The 20147-nt window shown below is 37.9% G+C and carries 16 protein-coding genes and 1 riboswitch; of the genes, 6 read left to right on the top strand and 10 right to left on the bottom strand.

Annotated features, from left to right (window positions below; all coding sequences use genetic code 11):
- Nucleotides 1-195: 195 nt before the first annotated feature.
- The 5 genes from MHB51_RS02485 to MHB51_RS02465 all read left to right on the top strand — a co-directional run bounded on the left by MHB51_RS02485 (nt 196) and on the right by MHB51_RS02465 (nt 4890).
- Nucleotides 196-456 (top strand): hypothetical protein, encoded by a 261-nt coding sequence (locus tag MHB51_RS02485; protein ID WP_342558907.1) that lies wholly within the window; start codon nt 196-198, stop codon nt 454-456.
- Nucleotides 457-845: 389 nt separating this feature from the next.
- On the top strand, nt 846-2561 hold the full coding sequence (locus MHB51_RS02480; RefSeq protein ID WP_342558906.1) for a methyl-accepting chemotaxis protein: 1716 nt from the start codon (nt 846-848) through the stop codon (nt 2559-2561).
- Between the two features lie 68 nt (nt 2562-2629).
- Entirely contained in the window at nt 2630-2908 is a 279-nt protein-coding gene (locus tag MHB51_RS02475; protein ID WP_107942780.1) for an acylphosphatase, read from the top strand.
- A gap of 282 nt (nt 2909-3190) precedes the next feature.
- A complete protein-coding gene (locus tag MHB51_RS02470) occupies nt 3191-3832 on the top strand; it encodes a 5-bromo-4-chloroindolyl phosphate hydrolysis family protein (RefSeq protein ID WP_066162958.1) in 642 nt (213 codons plus the stop codon).
- 2 nt (nt 3833-3834) lie between these two features.
- Entirely contained in the window at nt 3835-4890 is a 1056-nt protein-coding gene (locus MHB51_RS02465; protein WP_235616024.1) for a toxic anion resistance protein, read from the top strand.
- A gap of 383 nt (nt 4891-5273) precedes the next feature.
- Here MHB51_RS02465 and MHB51_RS02460 read toward each other — a convergent pair whose 3' ends face one another.
- The 10 genes from MHB51_RS02460 to MHB51_RS02415 form a co-directional block, all read right to left on the bottom strand.
- Nucleotides 5274-5471, bottom strand: a complete 198-nt coding sequence (locus MHB51_RS02460; protein ID WP_042475574.1) for a DUF6501 family protein — start codon at nt 5469-5471, stop codon at nt 5274-5276.
- A 547-nt stretch (nt 5472-6018) separates the two neighbouring features.
- Nucleotides 6019-6753 (bottom strand): amino acid ABC transporter ATP-binding protein, encoded by a 735-nt coding sequence (locus MHB51_RS02455; protein ID WP_066162952.1) that lies wholly within the window; start codon nt 6751-6753, stop codon nt 6019-6021.
- Nucleotides 6750-7481: an amino acid ABC transporter permease gene (locus MHB51_RS02450; protein WP_066162949.1), complete on the bottom strand. Its 732-nt coding sequence runs from the start codon at nt 7479-7481 to the stop codon at nt 6750-6752. The genes MHB51_RS02455 and MHB51_RS02450 overlap by 4 nt, the downstream gene beginning before the upstream one ends.
- A 144-nt stretch (nt 7482-7625) precedes the next feature.
- Nucleotides 7626-8474, bottom strand: a complete 849-nt coding sequence (locus tag MHB51_RS02445) for a transporter substrate-binding domain-containing protein (RefSeq protein WP_342558905.1) — start codon at nt 8472-8474, stop codon at nt 7626-7628.
- Nucleotides 8475-8591: 117 nt separating this feature from the next.
- Nucleotides 8592-8780: riboswitch (Lysine riboswitch) on the bottom strand.
- An 891-nt stretch (nt 8781-9671) separates the two neighbouring features.
- The gene (gene odhB, locus MHB51_RS02440) at nt 9672-10916 is read right to left on the bottom strand and encodes a 2-oxoglutarate dehydrogenase complex dihydrolipoyllysine-residue succinyltransferase (protein WP_342558904.1); all 1245 of its coding nucleotides are present in this window, start codon (nt 10914-10916) and stop codon (nt 9672-9674) included.
- 91 nt (nt 10917-11007) lie between these two features.
- Nucleotides 11008-13821, bottom strand: a complete 2814-nt coding sequence (locus tag MHB51_RS02435) for a 2-oxoglutarate dehydrogenase E1 component (RefSeq protein WP_066162940.1) — start codon at nt 13819-13821, stop codon at nt 11008-11010.
- A 414-nt stretch (nt 13822-14235) separates the two neighbouring features.
- Entirely contained in the window at nt 14236-15621 is a 1386-nt protein-coding gene (locus tag MHB51_RS02430; RefSeq protein ID WP_107942783.1) for a HAMP domain-containing histidine kinase, read from the bottom strand.
- Between the two features lie 3 nt (nt 15622-15624).
- Nucleotides 15625-16293, bottom strand: a complete 669-nt coding sequence (locus MHB51_RS02425; RefSeq protein WP_082798916.1) for a response regulator transcription factor — start codon at nt 16291-16293, stop codon at nt 15625-15627.
- A gap of 245 nt (nt 16294-16538) precedes the next feature.
- The gene (locus tag MHB51_RS02420; protein ID WP_342558903.1) at nt 16539-18578 is read right to left on the bottom strand and encodes a diguanylate cyclase; all 2040 of its coding nucleotides are present in this window, start codon (nt 18576-18578) and stop codon (nt 16539-16541) included.
- Nucleotides 18579-19205: 627 nt separating this feature from the next.
- Nucleotides 19206-19391 (bottom strand): hypothetical protein, encoded by a 186-nt coding sequence (locus tag MHB51_RS02415; RefSeq protein ID WP_342558902.1) that lies wholly within the window; start codon nt 19389-19391, stop codon nt 19206-19208.
- 88 nt (nt 19392-19479) lie between these two features.
- On the opposite strand from MHB51_RS02415, the gene MHB51_RS02410 reads away from it, so the two are divergent.
- A complete protein-coding gene (locus MHB51_RS02410) occupies nt 19480-20028 on the top strand; it encodes a GNAT family protein (RefSeq protein ID WP_066162920.1) in 549 nt (182 codons plus the stop codon).
- The last annotated feature ends 119 nt before the right edge of the window (nt 20029-20147 follow it).

Genomic DNA, 20147 nt, shown 5'->3' with positions numbered 1-20147 from the left:
AGGCAATGCACCGCTTTTGGGACGCCCTTCCCTCTAAATTTAAAAGCAAATTTATATTCATGCTATCATATAGCGCATGAAGTCTCCATTTGATAGGCAGACTTATGGTGGATGTTAGTTCCTGAAATTTTTTCTCTCTTTAAGGACTCTAACTATAATAGAATTGAAGACGAGCATTTTTACTTATCTGTTAATATGACAACAGGTTTTATCGAATTTTTAATGGGACCTCGAATTACGATTGCTAATTTAAAAGCATATAAAAGAAGGTCGCTTATTACGAAAGAGCAATTTCAAAGCACACTAAAAAACATCGATATAATTTTAAAATGGGCTCACGAATACGATGAAGTCGAAACCAGCGAGAAGTTCATTTACAGTCTTGCTGAGAAAAAGTCACAAAAGAAAATTGCCTGTATCAATGCCGAAACAGGCGAAATTATTTGCTATTCTTAATATGACTTTCTCTATGAATCATTTACGCCTGCACTAACTTTAATTCAAATTTTATCTAGCAAATTCAAAACCGTCACGACATATGCCTGCGTTACGCAAATTTCTGTTATATCCGCTAGAACTTTAAGCTAACATAATATTGGGCACTCTGTCGTGACGTTCTTAGGAGAAGTTCCTCCATTTTAGCGGGTCTTTAGATACCCTTGAAAGAAGTTAAACCTTTTCATTATTCTGTCTATTATTCCTCTACTTGCTATGATAAAATAGCCGTAATGTGACTTCTATCAGAGGGTCTTTTCTCACAAATTGAGTCTGCCCGAGCATGATTAATAAGTGAGAATCTTGCTGAATAAAGTTAACTTCATAAAAAGGCAATAGGAGTGATTTTTTTGTTTACAGCATTCAAACGAAAAGCAAATGTTCATGATTTCTTCATGAGAGGTACGGATTTACAGGTTACAGGACGGTTTTATGACATTCTTGCTTTTAATCATTTCTCACAGCAGGACGAACAAAATCTATTAAAGATATCTCAGCAGATAAAAGATGCTGACCCATCGTTAGAACAATTTTTAATGCGCCACTTAGATGAGATTGCACCAAGTACTGGACACTCTGTATCTACTCAGCAGATTTCGGCGTACTTACAAAGCTTTTTTAATGATAAACGTGATAATGACTATGTAAATCAGCGGATTAAATTTTTTAATATGCTACGTGAGCAACAATTTGAAATTGGTAAATTAACCGTTACTTGGAGTCAATTATCATTTTATTTACTTTCTCATGTCTTACATAAACAGCCTTCTCCAAATGAATTTTTAAAAACGATTTCTGCCACAATTAATATTGAACTACAGCTATTAACGGAAGTATGTGCAGAACGCTTTATGGAAGATGTCATTACAGAGGTGGCTACAATAACAGATGCGCATGCGCGCATTATGCATATGAAAGATTTAGTAATTAGCTTAAATAACCAAACCGAGGAAATCGCCTCCTCCTCAGCTGCAATTGAGGAGCTCACGGCTTCCATTGCTGAAGTTGCCCGCACTTCCACACGCATCGCTGAAAAAACCAATGAATCCGTTTCCTATGCCGCAAAAGGACAACAGGCGATTGAGCATGCATTACAGGAAATTTTTACAACAGAAGAAACATTTACAGCAATTGTTGAAGGTTTTACGAATTTGCAGAAATATGTTGATGATATCGAGCAAGTCGTAATATTAATTAATCAAATTGCTGACCAAACCAATTTATTAGCACTCAATGCATCGATTGAGGCAGCAAGAGCTGGCGAGCACGGTAAAGGCTTTGCGGTCGTTGCACAGGAAGTACGAAAGCTTGCAGAAGGAACAGTCTCTGCTTTAGAGGAAGTTTCCAATAATGTACATGCGTTAAAATCATATTCTAATTCTGTTTCTCAATCGATTAAAGAAACGACAACAACGATTAAAGAGGCTACATCTGAGGCAAAACAATCTTTACCACTTTTAGCATCAATTGTGGAGGCAATCGAAAGTATTGATGAAGATGTAACAAATACTGCTGCAATTTCTCAGCAACAAGCTGCGGCACTTGATGATATGTCTTCCCGAATTGTCGATATTGCGAGCATTCAGGAAGATATTCAAAGATTAAGCGATGTTACATCTCAAGATATACATTATTTAGGGAAAGAAATTAATCGATTCCGAACAGAACTTACAACTGACAGTAGTGTGACATTATCGAGCATTGCTTTGCTACAACTTTCAAAAGCTGACCATATTTTATGGAAATGGCGAGTTTACAATATGTTTTTAGGTTTAGAAAAATTACAACCAAGCGATGTATCTTCACACAAGGAATGCCGCCTTGGTAAATGGTATTCCAATGAGCAAACACAACGTCGCTTAGGCTCACATCAATCATTTATTGACTTAGACCATTATCATGAGCAAGTGCATGTATTTGCGAAACAAGCTGTAGAGGCGTACAATAATGGTAATATCCAAATTGCTGATGATTGCTTACAAAAAATTAATCACGCGTCTGAACAAGTGCTACGCTATATTAATGATTTAATTGAAATCATTGTCAAAGAGAGACAATCTATCTAAATGATGCTTCGGCTCAACTAATGCGCAGGTCAGTTAAAACTTTTATGCAAAAGGAGTGTCGACTTACGATGAAACGAGCACGTGTAATATTTTCTGGTGATGCTACAGGAACAGGTCATCGATTTTTCATTAAACAAAAAGCGCTCGAGCTTGGCTTAAAAGGACATTGTATATTGAACGAGCAAAATAATATTGAGGCAGAAGTTGAGGGTACAACCCCTGCTGTTGATGAATTTATTCATTTTGTCCAGCAAGGCGTTAGCTTACAAGCACAATCAAATCGTTTTACAATAGAAATCTTTGACGATTTAAAAGGCTTTAAAACAATGAAAACCGACATTATATAAAGTGAAACTAGCCGCTTTCCCCACTGATTGCTAGCTGAATCAATCAGGCTTTTATGGGCAGTTAATCCCCCATTTATCCTTCAGCCGATTTTCACTTAAGTCTTGAGGTAGGGTCTTACTGCCCGCTAATGCAGGATAAAAAAATCGGTGAACATGTAGGCAAAGTCATTTGGCTTTGTCTATATGTTTTTTTAGCGTAAAATAAAAGAAAAAACATATTGGTGAAACTTTTTTGCAGCTAGCTCGTATTTAGTAGTAACAATCAATATAGGAGGTACGAAAATGCTTAGCACAATGAACTTTATCAATCGACATGGACTGAGCTTAATCATTAGCTTTGCTGTATTTGTTATTACAGTTATCAATTTTGATTTAGGCATTTTTATCGTGCCGCTGTTAACGATCGCAAGCTATTATGCAAGTAATAAAGGAATTTTAGCTTTTCAAAAAGCAAAACGAAGCAAAATGCTTGGCTTAACACGCTCGGAATATAAACATATTGAACAGCATATCAAACTAGCGAAAAATGACTTAGCCTTACTTATGCAACAATATGTACGTGTACGCTCTGTACGCTCTTTTAAATTAATTAATGAAATGAATAAACTTGCCAAGCGCATCATTGGTATTGTGCAATCAAATCCGCAAAAATTTTATGCGGTTGAGGATTTCTTCTATTCTCACCTCCCTTCTGCTGTGCAGTTAATAGACAAGTACACTTTATTAACAAAAGAGCAGGTAGGCGGTACGGAAATACATTTAGCTTTAGAAGAAGCCCGCAAAACACTGAAGGAGCTATATACAACAATGGAAGACGATTTAAAGTTGGCATTAAGCTCTGATATTGAGCATTTAAAGCTTGAGCTTGATTTTGCAAAGCTTGAAAATCAAAAAAGGAAAGATCGTTTAATCGGTGGTGAATAAGCATGCAACAAAATCCATTTGAAGCATTTAAAAATACAGGGAGTCGCTTTGCTGAAATGGCAGAGGAGGAATTCCAAGTTGCGCAGGAAAGCCAATCTGTAAGTCCTCTTTATGCTGCATTAAGTCAGCAAGATAAAGGTCGAGCACTGGCATTAGCGAGCGAGCTTAAAATTAATATTTATGAAAATGTGCTTGCTTTCGGCTTACAGGCCCAGCAAGCGCTTCGTGATTTTACCGCTAATATGGCTATCCATATCGAGCGAAAGGATCATAGCAAAGTTGGCGAGGTGCTATCACAGCTTATTTCTTATTTAGAGCAAATTAATCCAGATGCGCTTATCGGGCAAGAAAAGGGCTTTTTGAGTAAGCTTTTTTCAAAGCAAAAGCAATCAACACAAGAAGTTATGACACATTATAAAAAACTAAGTAAACAAATTGACCGCCTTGCAATTCAATTAGAACATGCACAAATGGGTTTATTGCGTGATTTTAAGCTATTAAATGATTTATATGCCTTGAATGAGCAATATTTCGCAGAGATTAACATCTTTATTGCAGCTGGCGAGCTTAAGCTTGCTGATGTCAAAAATAAGCTTCCCGCCGTCCAGCCGATTGACCCAATGGAATTGCAGAAATTAAATGATCAAAAAATGGCGATTGAATGGCTTGACCGACGTCTTTATGATATGCAAATTTCGAGGGAAATAGCTATTCAAGCCGCACCACAAATTCGTTTAATGCAACAAACGAATCAATTATTAATCGATAAAATACAGGCATCTGTTATGACAACAATCCCTATGTGGCAAACACAAATTTCTACACTACTGACAATGAATCAACAGCGTCGTGTAGCAGAGGCACAGGATAAATTAATGCGTGCCTCTGATGAATTGGCCCGCAAAAACGGCAAAATGTTGCAAATGAAATCAAAGCAAGCTGGTATCTCACATGCTGACATAGATCAATTCAAACAAACACAGCTAAAATTACTACAAGATATCGAAGAAACACTCCGTGTACACGCGAAAACAACTGATGTATACGAGTCCATTTAAAAGATGAAGAGAGCGTCCAAAAAGCGGTGAAGTTGCCAGCATTTTGGACGCTTTCGTTGATATTTTTTAAAGAATTCACTGATGATTCTTTAAAAATAGGAGAAACACAAGGTTTAGCGGATTTTCCTTCGTATGAAAGTAAAAATTGAATTTTGATTGTCTACGCAAGAAGAGATTGCCTCATAAGTCCCCAAAATAAAGTGAAGCTATCCGAAAAGTGTACATTTTTTCGGACAACCCCCTGCCCTGCTTCTATATCTAAAGATACTTACCTTTGCGGTGGTAAATTATCACTATCCGTGGCAAAGGGAGCGTCTCAAAATGACTTTTCAGACGCCCCCTTCTCTTTTGGCAGTTGTATCATACCCGCTTCTTATACTATATTACTCAAAATAATCTTTATAATAGCCGCCAACTTTTCCTGTGTTGTCAACTACAAAAAGAAATTCCTCTGTTTCATTTTTAACTTCGTATTCTTTGCCAACTGTTAATACATTCGATACTAAGTATTTTGCGGCATTTGTATGCACACATTTCACTGTACGAATTGTAGGCGCATCTTTCCATTTTAAATGTAACATTTGTGTAACCTCTCTTTTAGCCTGTTTCCTTATATTTTATACGATTTCCCTTAAGAATGGTAGTTTTTCAAAGCATTTAGCAAAAAATTGTTAGATATAGGCGTACAAAAAGACGTATATTGCCGCCATTTCGCACATTCCTGGTAGTATTTCGGGAAAATATTTACTTATGAAAATAGAGGGTGCTTTCTTTGGTTTAAAAAAAGACGTTACTTCTTCAATCGCACTTCTTTGAATTCAAAATGAAGAGTAAACCATTGCCGCCCACTTATAGGACATGATAAAATGGCGTGTGAGGTGAAAGTTTATGTCAAGTATACCAAGCTGGTTTTGGGCATTAGCCATCGCTTTTGCTATTATTTTTATTGTCGTTTCTGAATGGAATTCAAGACGTTAGAGGAGCTTTTTTCGTACATATTAAGGTGAAGTTACCTTTACTATTTTAAATGAGCGAATTAGGTCATTTATCTAAGCTAAACAAATCTAGAACAATATTAAAAAAAGATTGTCTGAAAGCGTTGCGTTAGCTTACTTCCAGACAATCTTTTTATTTCAGTGTGCGTTTTAAAAATTCTTTCGTACGCTCATGCTGCGGATTGACTAGCACCTGTTCTGGATGCCCTTCTTCCACAATAACACCTTTATCCATAAAAACAATGCGGTCTGCTACTTCACGAGCAAACTCCATCTCATGTGTTACGATGAGCATCGTATTGCCTTGATTCGCTAAAGTACGCATGACTTTTAATACTTCTCCTACCATTTCAGGGTCTAGTGCTGATGTTGGCTCGTCAAATAGCATAACATCCGGATCCATCGCTAATGCGCGCGCAATCGCAACGCGTTGCTTTTGTCCACCAGATAGCTGGCGCGGCTTTGCGTTTTTGTATTTTGCCATTCCGACAATTTCTAAATACTTCATTGCTTTTTCGACAGCTTCTACTTTATTGCGTTTTAACACTTTTTGTTGGCCCACTGTGCAATTTCCGATAACATCTAAATTATTAAATAAATTGAATTGCTGAAACACCATACCCAAATGTGTTCGATATTGCTCTACATTATGTTTGCCAGTTAAAATATTTTCACCATTATAAATAATGCTGCCGCCTGAAGGTGTTTCTAATAAATTAACACAGCGTAAGAGCGTTGATTTCCCTGAACCTGACGAGCCAATTAAACAAACAACCTCGCCCTTTTTTACTGAAAAATTCACATCGCGCAACACTTCATGAGAGCCAAATGATTTACGTAAGTTTTTAATTTCAATCATTGTTGTCATTGCATTTGCCCCTCTCTCTCCTTATCGACCTGATACGCATCAGGACCATCTAGCTTGCGCTCCATTAAACGTAAAATTCGCGTTGCTGTAAATGTCATTATAAGATACATGATACATGCAATTAAAAATGACTCCGCAAACTTAAAATTTGCCCCCGCAACAGATTTTGTTTGGAAGAATAGCTCTGTTACACTAATTACACTCAATACTGCTGAATCTTTAATATTCATTACAAGCTGATTTCCTGTTGCTGGTAAAATATTTCGTGCTACTTGTGGTAAAACAACAAAAATCATCGTTTGTAAATGATTCATACCAACTGCTTGTGCCGCCTCATATTGCCCTTTATCAACCGATACAATACCACCGCGCACAATTTCAGCCATATAAGCACCTGTATTTAAACCGACAACTACTAACGCCGCTACAAATCGATCTAGCTCAAGACCGTATGCGTACAAACCATAATACACAACCATTGCCTGTACAATCATTGGTGTACCACGGAAAATTTCTACATAGCAAGTAAGCAAGAAGTTTACTATTTTTAATAAAATACTTTTAAAAGATTTTGTTTTAACAGGAATCGTATGCATGATACCGATGAAAAATCCGATAAACGCACCAATAATTGTACTAATAATTGCAATTGCAAGCGTCATATATGCGCCACGTAAAAACATCGGCCAGTTGTTTTCCAAAATTGCCATGATTGTTTCGAAACTCATAAAAATCCCCCTAACAGCAGGCTGTCTTTATCTTATAAAGGGAGCCAGCCATTTTGAGATGGCTCCTTGTGCCAAGGATTATTCCTTGAAAATATAGAAGCTAGGGCTGTCCGAGAAAGTTCGGACAGCCCCTTACTTTATCAACTACTCAGCAGATGCTGGTTGATTTGCAATCGCTTCTTCCATTAACTTTTGGCGATCATCCTCTGAAATTCCCTCTAAAATCTCACTCATTTTATCAGTAAGTTCATAGTCTTTACGTACACCAATTGCAACTGCTGTATCACCAGGATCTGTATCAAAGCCGTCCTCCAACACTGCGTAGGCAAAATTATTATTGGCCATTGCTGCTGAAATTGCTTCTGGACGCTCGGCAACATAGCCATCAATTGCGCCTGATTCAATTGCAACTCGCATTGCTGGGAAGCTATCCATTGCTACTTCCTTTTTCACACCGGGAATTTGATCAATTACTAAATAGTTTGACGTATTTAGCTGTGATGTAATTTTTGCACCAGAAAAATCTGCTAACGTTTTGGCACTTTCATATGGGCTACCTTTTTTCACAACGATGACGAAATCAGATGTATAGTAATTTGATGTGAAATCAATTGATTTTTTACGTTCTTCCGTTGGACTCATCCCTGCGATAATAGCATCTACCACACCAGATTGTAATGCAGGTACTAAACCATCCCATTCAATTTTCACGACTTCGAGCTCCATACCAAGTCCATCAGCAATTTTTTTCGCTATTTGTACATCGTAGCCACCTGCATATTCAGCAGAGCCACTAATTTTCACAGCACCATTTGCATCTGTTTGCTGCGTCCAGTTAAACGGTGCATAGCCCGCTTCCATACCAACCTTTAATACTTTTTTTCCTTCACCATCTTCCGTGGAGGATGAACCCTGTTTTTCTCCAGTGCCACATGCTGCCAACATAATAACGGTTAACATAGTAACTAACATAAACAGCCATTTTCTCTTCATGTAAAATTTCCCCTTTTCTTATTTATTTTGGGCTTTATCTTATACAAAAAAGCGACCTAAAGAATTTTAGGTCGCTGCCATTTAATAAAATAAAAGCCCAAATCCTCTAAGTTCCATTGATGAGATAGCACAACTTGAGTAAGCTGGAAAGAAATACTCAAGACAGTCCTGCAATTATTCACTGCAAGCCCAGCATATCGAATTACGAGCTTTCCGATACACTTCGGCGATATTTCCTTCTTCTTCATTTCACTGTTGCTCAAAACTCCATGAAAAACTATTAAATATCGCGCCTCTACCCCACTAGAACGTGAGGTATTTCTTATAAAGTTATTTAGCTAAATCATATACTACCAAATGCTCATTGTCAAGTGGCTTCGAAAAGTCATACATTATTTAGGATGCTACTAATAAATTTTTCCACGGGCATCTCTGCAAGTGAAAGTGACACAGCAAAATCAAACTTTTACTACACTAGCAAAACGAGGTTGTCTTTTCTTCAAATTAATTTCCAATCTTTCACCTTTAACACCGCTTTCGTGCGCGTATTAACCTCCAATAAACTATAAGTATGGTCTAATTTTATCAGTTAGTGCTGATGAAGCTAGTAAAATTCAAAAAGTTTTAGCTGCTGGTGGAGGTGTTGCTGGTCTAGCCGCTATCGCTGGTCTCTCTCCTGCTTTTGCTGCAGTGATATTTGCCTTATATGGGGTAGGAGAAGTTTGCAATTGGAACAATAATGGCTATTATATTCACCATGTTACATTAGGTATAATCCCTCCCCCTCTACCAAAGTTCTGGTATGTCCCAAAATAGTTTTGTTTTCCTGCCTTGTACAAAGCTACAGCCTTCAATCAACATTTATCGATTGAAGGCTGTTTTTAATGTATGTAGTAAGAATCTTCTAAAAGACGAAAGGGAATTTTGGAATAAATTTGGTGAAGGGGCTTTTATTTTGTTTTGACAGCGCATAGAAATAAAGGTTTTCATCGCTCTATTTTTACTGAGAGAGATTGCTAAAGCCAATGTTCACCCATTTTTAAAAGAGGCGTTTCCTATTTAGACAAGTCAATATTTTGTAAAACATCATTACTACTGTTCAAAACGCCGGCTACTGCACGGCTTTTGGGACAAGCCGACATCACAAAAAGCGCCCAAAATGCCGGCTACTGCACGGCTTTTTGGACGCCCTCCCCATTAAGAATTTAATAATAAATCTTCTGGATTTTCGATTAGCTCTTTTACTGTTTTTAGGAAGCCTACTGAATCTTTACCATCAATAATACGGTGGTCATATGATAATGCAACGTACATCATTGGACGGATTTCGATTTCACCGTTAATCGCTACTGGACGTTGAACGATTGAGTGCATACCTAGAATACCAGCTTGTGTACCATTCATAATTGGTGTAGACATTAATGAACCGAACACACCACCATTCGTAATTGTGAATGAACCGCCTGCCATATCATTTAAGCCTAATTTTTTATCACGTGCTTTTTTCGCTAATTCAGCGATATCTTTTTCGATTTCTGCAAAGTTTTTGCTATTTGCATCGCGTACTACAGGTACAACTAAACCTTCTTCAGTAGACACGGCAATACCGATATCAAAGAAGTTATTTAAGTGAATTTCATCACCGCTGATTTGTGCATTCACATAAGGATATTTCTTAAGTGCTGCTACAACTGCTTTTGTGAAGAATGACATAAAGCCTAGTTTAATATCGTTATCTTTAACGAATTGCTCTTGCTTACGTTTACGCAATGCCATAATATTTGTCATATCAATTTCGTTAAATGTTGTTAACATAGCTGTTGATTGCTTCACTTCTAATAGGCGCTTAGCAATTGTTTGACGGCGACGAGACATTTTCTCGATTGTTACACGATTAGTTTCTGCAGCAGGAGCAAATACAACAGGACCGTTTGTTGTTGCAATTGGCGCTACTGCAACTGGTGCTGTACCGTGAGCTGCTACGTCTTGAACACGAACGCGACCTTGTGGGTCCACTGGAGATACTGCCGCTAAATCGATACCTTTTTCACGTGCTAATTTGCGTGCTGCTGGGCTTGCTACTACACGCTCATTTGAAGTTGTTTCAGCAACTGGCGTTGGAGCTGCAGGAGCCTTTGGGACTTCCTGTGCTGGTGCTGCTTGTGCCGGTGCTGCTTCCTCAGCCGCTGGTGCTGGCGCTGCGCCTTCCCCAGCCTCCACTACTGCGATTACTTGTCCAACAAGTACAGTATCGCCTTCTGCAGCCAGTATTTGTGTTAATACGCCTGCCTCTTCAGAAATAATTTCTGCATTTACTTTATCTGTTTCTAACTCAACGATAAACTCGCCTTTTTCAACTTGATCTCCAACTTTTTTCACCCACTGGGCAATTGTTCCTTCTGTAATCGATTCTGCTAATTCAGGGACTTTAATTTCAGCCACTTTCATTTCCTCCTTTAAATTAAACAACATATAGAAAGGCTACTGCACATAAGGCTGGTAGCCTTTTCATGCATCCAACAACATTATACTATTATTTTACTTTAACTGCCTCTGTTACGGCTTCCGCTATAATTGCTGCTTGCGCTTCCTTATGAGCATCCGCATCACCTTCAGATGTTGAACTCATTGAAGGGCGACCTACATAACGTAGTTTTTTACCTTCTGAAAGCTCGTATAAGCTTTCAAGCGCGTAATTCCATACACCTTGGTTTTTCGGCTCCTCTTGCACCCAAACAACTTCCTTAGCATTTGGATACTTCGCAATAATATTAGCGATTTGCGCACTCGGGAATGGATATAATTGCTCTACACGAATGATGTGTAAGTGGTCAAAGCCTTCACCATCTTTCACGCGATCCGCTAAATCAATCATTACTTTCCCTGTACCTAATACGATGCGCTCTACCGCCTCCGCCTTAGTACCTAGACCAGGTTGTTCAATGATTTCTTGGAATGAGCCCTCTGCCAGTTGCTCTGCATTTGCAGCGGCCAATGGGTGACGCAATAAATACTTCGGTGAAGCCACGACTAATGGACGTACACCCTCTGTTCCTAACATTGCTGCTTGACGACGCAATAAATGGTAATAGTTTCCTGCGTTTGAGCAGTTCGCAATAAACCAGTTATTTTCCGCAGCCATTTGTAAATAACGCTCAATTCGGCTTGATGAATGCTCAGGGCCTTGACCTTCATAGCCATGAGGTAATAGAATAACTAAGCCTGATTTTTGTCCCCACTTTGCACGAGCGCCTGAAATGAAGTTATCAAACATTGCTTGTGCCATATTGGCAAAGTCACCAAATTGTGCTTCCCAAATCGTTAAAACATTCTCATTTTCCAAAGTATAGCCGTATTCAAAGCCAACTACCCCTGCCTCTGTTAGTGGCGAGTTATAAACTGTGAATGATGCATTTGCATTTTGAATATGATGTAATGGCGTATATTCGCTGCCATTATTTTTATCGTGCAGTACTAAATGTCGCTGAGCAAACGTACCACGCTGTGCATCTTGACCAGTGAAGCGAATTGGCGTGCCATCTTGAAGCATTGTAGCAAATGCTAATGTTTCTGCATGTCCCCAATCGATTTTACCTGTAGCGAATGCATCACGGCGTTTTTCCAGAATTTTACCAAGCTTGTTTTGCGGCTCAAAACCTTCTGTAAATACTAATAAATCTTCATTAATTGCCTGCAAACGCTCTACACTTGTCGTTGTATCAATTTGTGGAAAATCCACTTTTAATTCTTCTGGCATTTCAAGTTGCTTATGCTCATCTTTTTCTGCCATTTCCTTCACATGATCATACGCAGCTTGCATTTCTGCATACGCAGCGCTATCAAGTGCCTTCACTTGTTCTTCCGTTACAAGACCTTCAGCAACTAATTTTGCACCATAAAGCACACGTACTGGGTCGTGTTTCGATACTATTTTATAAGTTTCAGGGTTTGTCACTGTTGGGTCGTCTGTTTCATTATGACCGTGACGACGGTAACCAACTAAATCGATAATAATATCTTTGCCGAATTTTTGACGATATTCTGTTGCAAAGCGCCCAACTTGCACTACTGCCTCTGGGTGGTCTGCATTGACATGGATAACAGGAATATCATAGCCTTTCGCAGGGTCTGATGAATAAGTTGATGAACGAGAATCATACAGTTCTGTTGTGAAGCCAATCATATTATTTGCGATAATATGAATTGTCCCTCCAGTTGTAAATCCTTCTGTTTTTGCAAAGTTCATCACTTCTGTCACGATACCTTGCCCCGGGAATGCCGCATCACCATGCACCAAAATACCTAAACCTAAAGTAGCGTCATGCTGAGCATACCCATTTACTGATACATTGTCTTGCGCCGCGCGAGTCGAACCTAGCACTACTGGGTTACCAATTTCCAAGTGAGACGGGTTGTAAGCAAGTTTTACGTTCATACCTGATTCGCGCACATACGTCGCACCCATATGGTATTTTACATCACCAGTCCAACCTTTTGTAATTTGTAAACGCCCATGCTCCGGTATAAATAAATCGTTTGAAACATGTGCAAAATCAGAGAACATCATATCATATGGCTTATTCAAAATATGCGTTAACACGTTTAAACGCCCACGGTGTGCCATACCGATTCGTACATTTTTCACATTTCTTGCTTCAGCAGTTTTTAAAATTTCATCAAATAAGACAATTTGTGTGTCTAACCCTTCTCCGGAGAAGCGCTTTTGACCTACGAATGTTTTATGAATAAATTTTTCAAAGTTTTCAACATGTGTTAAGCGGTCTAATAGCGCTTTCTTTTCATCTGTAGAAACAGCTACTGATAACGCCCCTGATTCGATTTGAGATTGGAACCATTCACGCTCCTCAACTGTGCCTACATGGTTGTATTCAAACGCAATCTTATCCGTATAAACAGCTTTTAAATAAGCAATTGCATCGCGACCGTTTTGGATACCCGCCGGTACATTTTTAAAGAATACTGTAGCCGGAATTTCAGCTAAATCAGCTTGACTCAAGCCAAATGCGCTTTCTTCGACTTTCGCAGTAGCAAGTGCACGGTTTTTTAACGGGTAAATATCGGCAGCTAAATGACCATAAACCCGGATTGATTCTGCTAATTTTACAGCTGCTAACACTTTGCTAAAATCAACTTGTGAAGTAACTGTGCCTCCAGTTACAGCAACTTCACCTTCAACAGGCGCTCCAAATTGTTGGAACAATTCAACTAAAGCTGGTTCTACTTCTTCGGGAGATTGTAGAAATAAGTCGTATTGCTCCATGACGTAACCTAAGTTAGGGCCTGCAAACGCTGACCAAGGTGAACCATGTAATACATTGTTCGACATGAAAATAACCTCCAAATTTTGCCTGCATGGCAGTTCCATTTTAAAATAAACATTTTTGAGCTCTCTACTATGTATCTTGGCTAACTTTAGTCCAGATTTTGAGGTGCTGTTAGAAGTTAATCACGACACATGCCCTTAGAGTTAACCGACCTGCTTCAAGCAAGCCTCACTCCAAATTCCGCGACATCCGCCTAGGTCTTTATTTTGATATAATGTGCTTCTAAACACAAACCGCATCAAGATAACATAGCTGAGCCTATTTATTTTTTGTATACTCATATTCTCTATTATTGAACAGAGAACATTTTTCCACTTCAATCTTACTACTCTCTACAAAAAATACAACTATTTTTCAATAAATAAGTCAAATTTTTAGCTAACTATAGAAAAACAAAACCTTCCGACCGAAATTCCTCACTTTTTCAAAGGGATTTTTAACAAAAATGTTGTTCCTTGTTGGATTTTGCTTTGTACTTCGAGCACAACATGATATTTCGTTGCAAGCATTTTTGTAATACTTAAACCGAGTCCAGTTCCCCCTCCATTTTGCTGACGTGATTCATCCACTCGGTAAAAACGGTCAAAAATAAAAGGCAAGTGCTCCTCAGCAATCCCTATACCATTATCCTTCAATTCAATATAAAAGCAATCATCCAATCGAGCTGTTGAAATTGTAATTTCAGGAACAGCTTTATTATATCTTATTCCGTTTTCAATAATGTTGCGCAATATTTGTGCAAGTGCTTCAGGTGAAATTGGAAGTAAATCGGTTTGCTTAATTTCCTCTATTTGAAATATAGCATGCGGGTATACCGCTTTTAATTCATTTATTACTTGACTTATTACTAAAACAACATCAGCTTGTGCGGCTCCCCCTTGCTCTCGTCTTGCAAGCTGCAATAACTCTTCAATCATTTTTTTCATTCTTTTCACTTCATTAAGCGAGCTTTCGATAGATTCATTTAGGATTTGTGGGTCGTCCTTCCCCCAGCGTGCTAACAAGGATAGATGCCCTTCGACAGCTTGAATGGGTGTGCGTAGTTCATGAGAGGCATCTGCGACAAATTGCTGTTGCTGTGTAAAAGAAATCTTTAGCTCCTCTAACATCGAATCGTACATTTTTAGCAAATCGCCAATTTCATCGTCTGCATGATAAGTAAAAGCCTCACGCTCTGTTAAACCTTTATCTCGTACTAATCGCATTGAATCCCTAAGCTGTTGAAGTGGTCGAACTAAACGATTTGCTAAATAATAACTAATAAAAGCGACAAGCAATAATGCACCTATTCCTACAATCGTCATTGTTGTTAAAACATATTGCATCATTTTTTCGAAGGTTGTAAGTGGGTGAATTAATTGCATATAACCTTGAAATGACCCAATTTGTACAATGCGCTCGATAATATAGGCATCTGTCCCTTGAATATCTGACTTGCGAACGACCGTTCTCAAAAGCTCCTCATAGGTCGTCGCTGTTGGTGCTGCGGGCAATACGTCATTGCCAAAATGAAGAAGCTCTATCCCATCAAAATTCATAATCCGCACTGTTTGCTCTTGATGAATAATTGATTTTAAGTCTGGATCACGTTGCAATAGCTGGATTGTAATTGCCGGCGTTTCAAAAAACACGCTAATATCATCCGCTGTTCTTAGAGCATTGCGCTCCTCATTATTTAAGAGCCACGTGTGCAATGATATATATAAAATCACGCAAATAACCGCATAACTAATAAAAATGGTGACAGCGGTTGAAAGCATCCATTTCTCTTTTAGTGACAATTGATTATATAGTTGTTTCATTGCTTAGCCTCTCATTACATAGCCGACGCCGCGTACCGTTTCTATATAGGGCTGCTCCTCCGTCTTCAACTTGGTGCGCAAATGGCGTATATAAACATCTACGACATTCGTCTCCACCTCACTATCAAAGCCCCAAACAGCTTCCAAAATGCGTTCACGCGTACAGACTTTATTTATATTTTGTGCTAAAAACACTAATAAATCATATTCTGTCTTTGTCAAATCTAGTTTTTTATTTTCAAAAGCTACTTCGTAAGCTTCTAAATCAATTTCTAAACTGCGGCATACGAGCAAATTTTCTGTAGCTTGCTTGCTAACACGTCGCATAATAGAACGAATGCGAGCTAGTAGCTCCTCAATCGCAAATGGCTTGACGATATAATCATCCGCCCCTGCATCCAGTCCAGCAACACGGTCCATTACCGCGTCACGAGCCGTCAGCAAAATAATCGGGACATTAGACTGCTGACGAACCCGTCTACATACTTCAATCCCATTTAATTGTGGTAACATTACATCTAGCAATAGACAATCATAATTATCCGTAAGCGCCTCTGATAAGCCTTCTCGTCCATCGAATACACACTTTACGTCAAATTGCTCATGCCTCAATTCTAATTCAATAAATCGTGAAATGTTTTTTTCGTCTTCCACTAACAGTATTTTTTTCATCTGTATCACCATCTTATTTATTTCTACAGAAATATATATTCATGCTCGACTGTTCTCACTTCGGAGACCTTAAAAATGCTCTAATAACTTTACAAAAGTTTTTAAGGCGGTTGTATTTTCATTCAATGAGATAAATATAGCCTCTGGCAGAAGCCGTAGTTAACGACAATTCATTTTTAGTAAATAGCTAGGGCTGTCCAAAAAGGGCTCCCCCTTTTCGGACAGCCCCGAATCAACCTCTAACCTTATTGTACGTCATCATAAATTTTGAAGCCATTTTTTTCTACCATTTTCGCCTTGTATAATGCCTTATCAGCATTTTCTAATAACGTTTCTAATGTTGTAGCATGGTCAGGGTAATAGCTAGCACCAATTGATACGGTTGGCTTAAAATGATTCCCTTGAATAATTGCACCGAGCAGCAGGTTTTCTTGAATGCGGGCGATAATGTCATTAATCACCTTTTTCCGCTCATTTTCTATAATAGATAGATCCGCTAAAATTACAACAAATTCATCCCCGCCCACTCGCACAACAAAATCACTAGCTCTAATACTTGCTGCAATGCGCTCACCTGTCAATTTAATAAATTCATCCCCAACATCATGACCGTATCGATCATTAATCGCCTTAAAATTATCACCATCAATATATAAAACTGCGATGGAGCGGGCATTTTCCTTTGCAAAATTAAGAACACGTGGAAATTCCTCTTCTAAATACCTTCTATTCGGAAGCTGTGTTAGATTATCATGATAGGCCATAAAACGCAGAGAATTTTCAAGCTTTTTACGTTCTGTAATTTCGCGTGATACCATAATGATTTGATAGGCATTTTCTTTTCGCTCATCTTTTGCAGCCTTATATTTCCCTTCCGTCCAAATAATACGACCTTTTTTTGTTTGCAATGCTAGCTCAATTGTCATTTCATTGCGTTCCACATTCTTCAATTCTGATAGCCATGTTGCTTCACTTTCTCTTGTTAAAAAGGAAGAATAGCTTTTGCCAATTAACTCTTCCTCTACATATTCAAAAGTGTGAGCATATGATGGTGAAGCGTATTCAATAACACCGTTTTCATCCATTATGACAATGAAATCATTCATATTTTCAGTAATTATACGGAAAGTCCGCTCAATGTTTTGGAGCTCTGCCATCAAGCGCCTTTTATCAGACGAATCATAATTAACCGAAAAATAGCTATCAATCTCACCATCTGCATTTACTAAAGGAATAATGGTTGTTTCTACCCAATATAATTCACCTTGCTTTGAACGATTGCATATTTCACCTTGCCATATATCACCTTGGCGTAGCGCATCCCACATTTTTTCACCAAATTCAGGTGGGTGATAGCCAGAATCTAATATATCATGTGTTTGACCAATTAATTCCTCCCTTGTATAGCCAGTACGGGCACTAAAGCGGTCATTGAGGTCAATAATTTTTCTGTCGTTATCAATAATAGATAATTCTACAGCGTTATTAATCGCATTTTTTATTATGGCTAAACCATGCGATGTTTCTCGCAGCTTTTTTTGTTGCTCAATAAAGTCTGTAATTTCTTGCAAAATTAAAAAGATCGCAATAACGCTGCCATTTTCATTTGCTAGCGGTGAAAATGTCGCAGTAAAGCTTCTTATTTTATTTTCTTTATCTATGAATTTAACAATCTTTGAAGTAAAATTATCGCCGCTTTGCGCATCTGTTAAGTAGCTCTGCCACTCAGCTACGTAAGGCTCTCTAATTAGAGGGAGACTTAGAAATGGTTGACCTTGCATACTTTTTGCACAAATGCCAAAATCATCAATAAAACGCTCATTTGCCTCTAAAAACATCAAATCATTCGATATTAAAACAGTTGATAAAAATGTTTTAAAGAACACCGAGCGCATAAATAAGTATTTATCTTGCAAATCACGATCAAAGGCGATTTCCTTTGATATTGCTAAAATGAAGATTTCATCATGAACAAAAATCGGAAAAACCGTCGTTTCATGCTTCCTCACTTCGTTCGTGTAATAATCATAGTCCTGAAAATTTTGCTGTACTTTTGTTTCAACAGCTAAATGATAATAATGCAAAATTGTTTTTGCTAAGTGTTTGGGCATGATTTCAGCAACTGTTTTTCCGCATGGAGCAACATCAAAAAGACGACTTGCAGCAGTATTTGTATATACGTACTCAAAATCCTCGTCCTTTTTCTTCATAAAAAAGACCATATCTTTGCTATCTTTAAACATTATATTAAATTGCACTTCTGAAAGAAATGGTTGCACCATCATTCGTGACACCTGCCCTATATCCATTATGCTATAGAAAATTCAAGCTTTAATTTTCTAAGCGAGTTTATGAAATTTTATTTTCAATTAAGCCTTGGCTAACTCTAGTCCAGAGCTTTTCAAAATCTGTGACATCAGCCAGAGCTTAGACCAACATAATATTGGTCACCGAGTCGTTACCCACATATGTGGTATTCTTCGACTAAGTTCCTCTTTGTCAGCGGTTATTTTGATGTTCACCGAATTGAGCCTAATATACGACCGCCTATTGAGGGAGACTTTTTCTAAAGGAAGTTAAACTAGAATGAATATATCATATTCCTATTTACCCACGCCTTTTTTACTAAAATTTACATTTAAAAAAATGTTTGAAAATCGATAAAAAAGGCAATAAGTATAAATATAAAATGCATTTTTGTTATATATTATAGCAATTTTCATCGCCTTAATAAAATAATTATTTATGGAAAAAACAGTGTGAATTTACTGTTATTTAATATTAACAATTCTCACATATCTGAATATTCAGAGTAGAAAATCTTACTTAAGTTATTTTTATTTTTTCGAGAAAAATGCTTGCAGAAACAACCTATAGTATTATATGATATTTTCACGAAAATATCTCTTTTGTTAGCAAGTATACATATGCTTGCAGCAGCAAAAGATAGCCTTTGGCACATATTTTGGATGTCCATAACCGTTGGTGATTTTATAACGGTTATTTTTCAACTTTTTTTTTAACATTGAAAATTCTGCCGCGGCAACATTAATCGTAATTTCATATGCAAAGTAGCGAGTAACTAAAGGTTGTAACATAGTACGATGTCTAGGTTATATAGGAGTTAAGTTCGAAATGCATGCCTTGTGATTTTTTACCTATCCCCTATTAAAGGAGGCGTTTCGCATGTTGAAACCCCGTGATGTACATGAAGCAACTGAACTCTATCAACTATTAAGCCATCCATCTGTTTTTCCTTATGTCCGCCAAAAAGCAGCATCGGCTGAGGAATATTTGTTTATGACAAAGCAGCTTATCGAGGAAGAACAGAATGGTATTACGATTTCCCGAACAATAGTAGATGATTGGGGGCAGCCAATCGGAACAATTAGCATTTATGATATTCAAGACGGTGCGGGCTTCCTAGGCACTTGGATTGGGCAGCCATTTCAAGGAATGGGCTACAATCAAAAAGCCAAATTATTGTTTTTACAAGAGCTTTTTTTCCAATATGATTTCCATACAGTTTTTTTACGTATTCGGAAAGAAAACAGCCGTTCAAAGGCGGCGGCACTTAAGCTACCATATGTAGCCTGTGCAGAGGAATCACACCCTGCACTTTTTGAGCAAATTAATCGCGGTGAAGCTCAATTCGATTTATTTAAAATTCCAAAAGATTTATTTTATTTAACAACTGCCCATGCACAAATTGATTCTGAAGAGCAAGCAATGTGAATATAAGGCTGACATAGTTTGCAAAACTTGTCAGCTTTTTTAATTTATATTTCCCCAACAGTGTGTAATAATCTCATACAATAAAAATAAGCAAATGGCTGTAGAAAAAGCAGGCTTGT

The organism is Metasolibacillus sp. FSL K6-0083, assembly GCF_038630865.1.
GTDB classification, from domain to species: Bacteria; Bacillota; Bacilli; order Bacillales_A; family Planococcaceae; genus Metasolibacillus; species Metasolibacillus fluoroglycofenilyticus.
This window is presented reverse-complemented; position numbering and strand designations above follow the sequence as displayed.

Coding starts and splice junctions, on each gene's coding strand:
- MHB51_RS02485 (WP_342558907.1), top strand. CDS start 196: ATGACAACAGGTTTTATCGAATTTTTAATGGGACCTCGAATTACGATT.
- MHB51_RS02475 (WP_107942780.1), top strand. CDS start 2,630: ATGAAACGAGCACGTGTAATATTTTCTGGTGATGCTACAGGAACAGGT.
- MHB51_RS02470 (WP_066162958.1), top strand. CDS start 3,191: ATGCTTAGCACAATGAACTTTATCAATCGACATGGACTGAGCTTAATC.
- MHB51_RS02465 (WP_235616024.1), top strand. CDS start 3,835: ATGCAACAAAATCCATTTGAAGCATTTAAAAATACAGGGAGTCGCTTT.
- MHB51_RS02460 (WP_042475574.1), bottom strand. CDS start 5,471: ATGTTACATTTAAAATGGAAAGATGCGCCTACAATTCGTACAGTGAAA.
- MHB51_RS02455 (WP_066162952.1), bottom strand. CDS start 6,753: ATGACAACAATGATTGAAATTAAAAACTTACGTAAATCATTTGGCTCT.
- MHB51_RS02450 (WP_066162949.1), bottom strand. CDS start 7,481: ATGAGTTTCGAAACAATCATGGCAATTTTGGAAAACAACTGGCCGATG.
- MHB51_RS02445 (WP_342558905.1), bottom strand. CDS start 8,474: ATGAAGAGAAAATGGCTGTTTATGTTAGTTACTATGTTAACCGTTATT.
- MHB51_RS02435 (WP_066162940.1), bottom strand. CDS start 13,821: ATGTCGAACAATGTATTACATGGTTCACCTTGGTCAGCGTTTGCAGGC.
- MHB51_RS02430 (WP_107942783.1), bottom strand. CDS start 15,621: ATGAAACAACTATATAATCAATTGTCACTAAAAGAGAAATGGATGCTT.
- MHB51_RS02425 (WP_082798916.1), bottom strand. CDS start 16,293: ATGAAAAAAATACTGTTAGTGGAAGACGAAAAAAACATTTCACGATTT.
- MHB51_RS02420 (WP_342558903.1), bottom strand. CDS start 18,578: ATGATGGTGCAACCATTTCTTTCAGAAGTGCAATTTAATATAATGTTT.
- MHB51_RS02415 (WP_342558902.1), bottom strand. CDS start 19,391: ATGTTACAACCTTTAGTTACTCGCTACTTTGCATATGAAATTACGATT.
- MHB51_RS02410 (WP_066162920.1), top strand. CDS start 19,480: ATGTTGAAACCCCGTGATGTACATGAAGCAACTGAACTCTATCAACTA.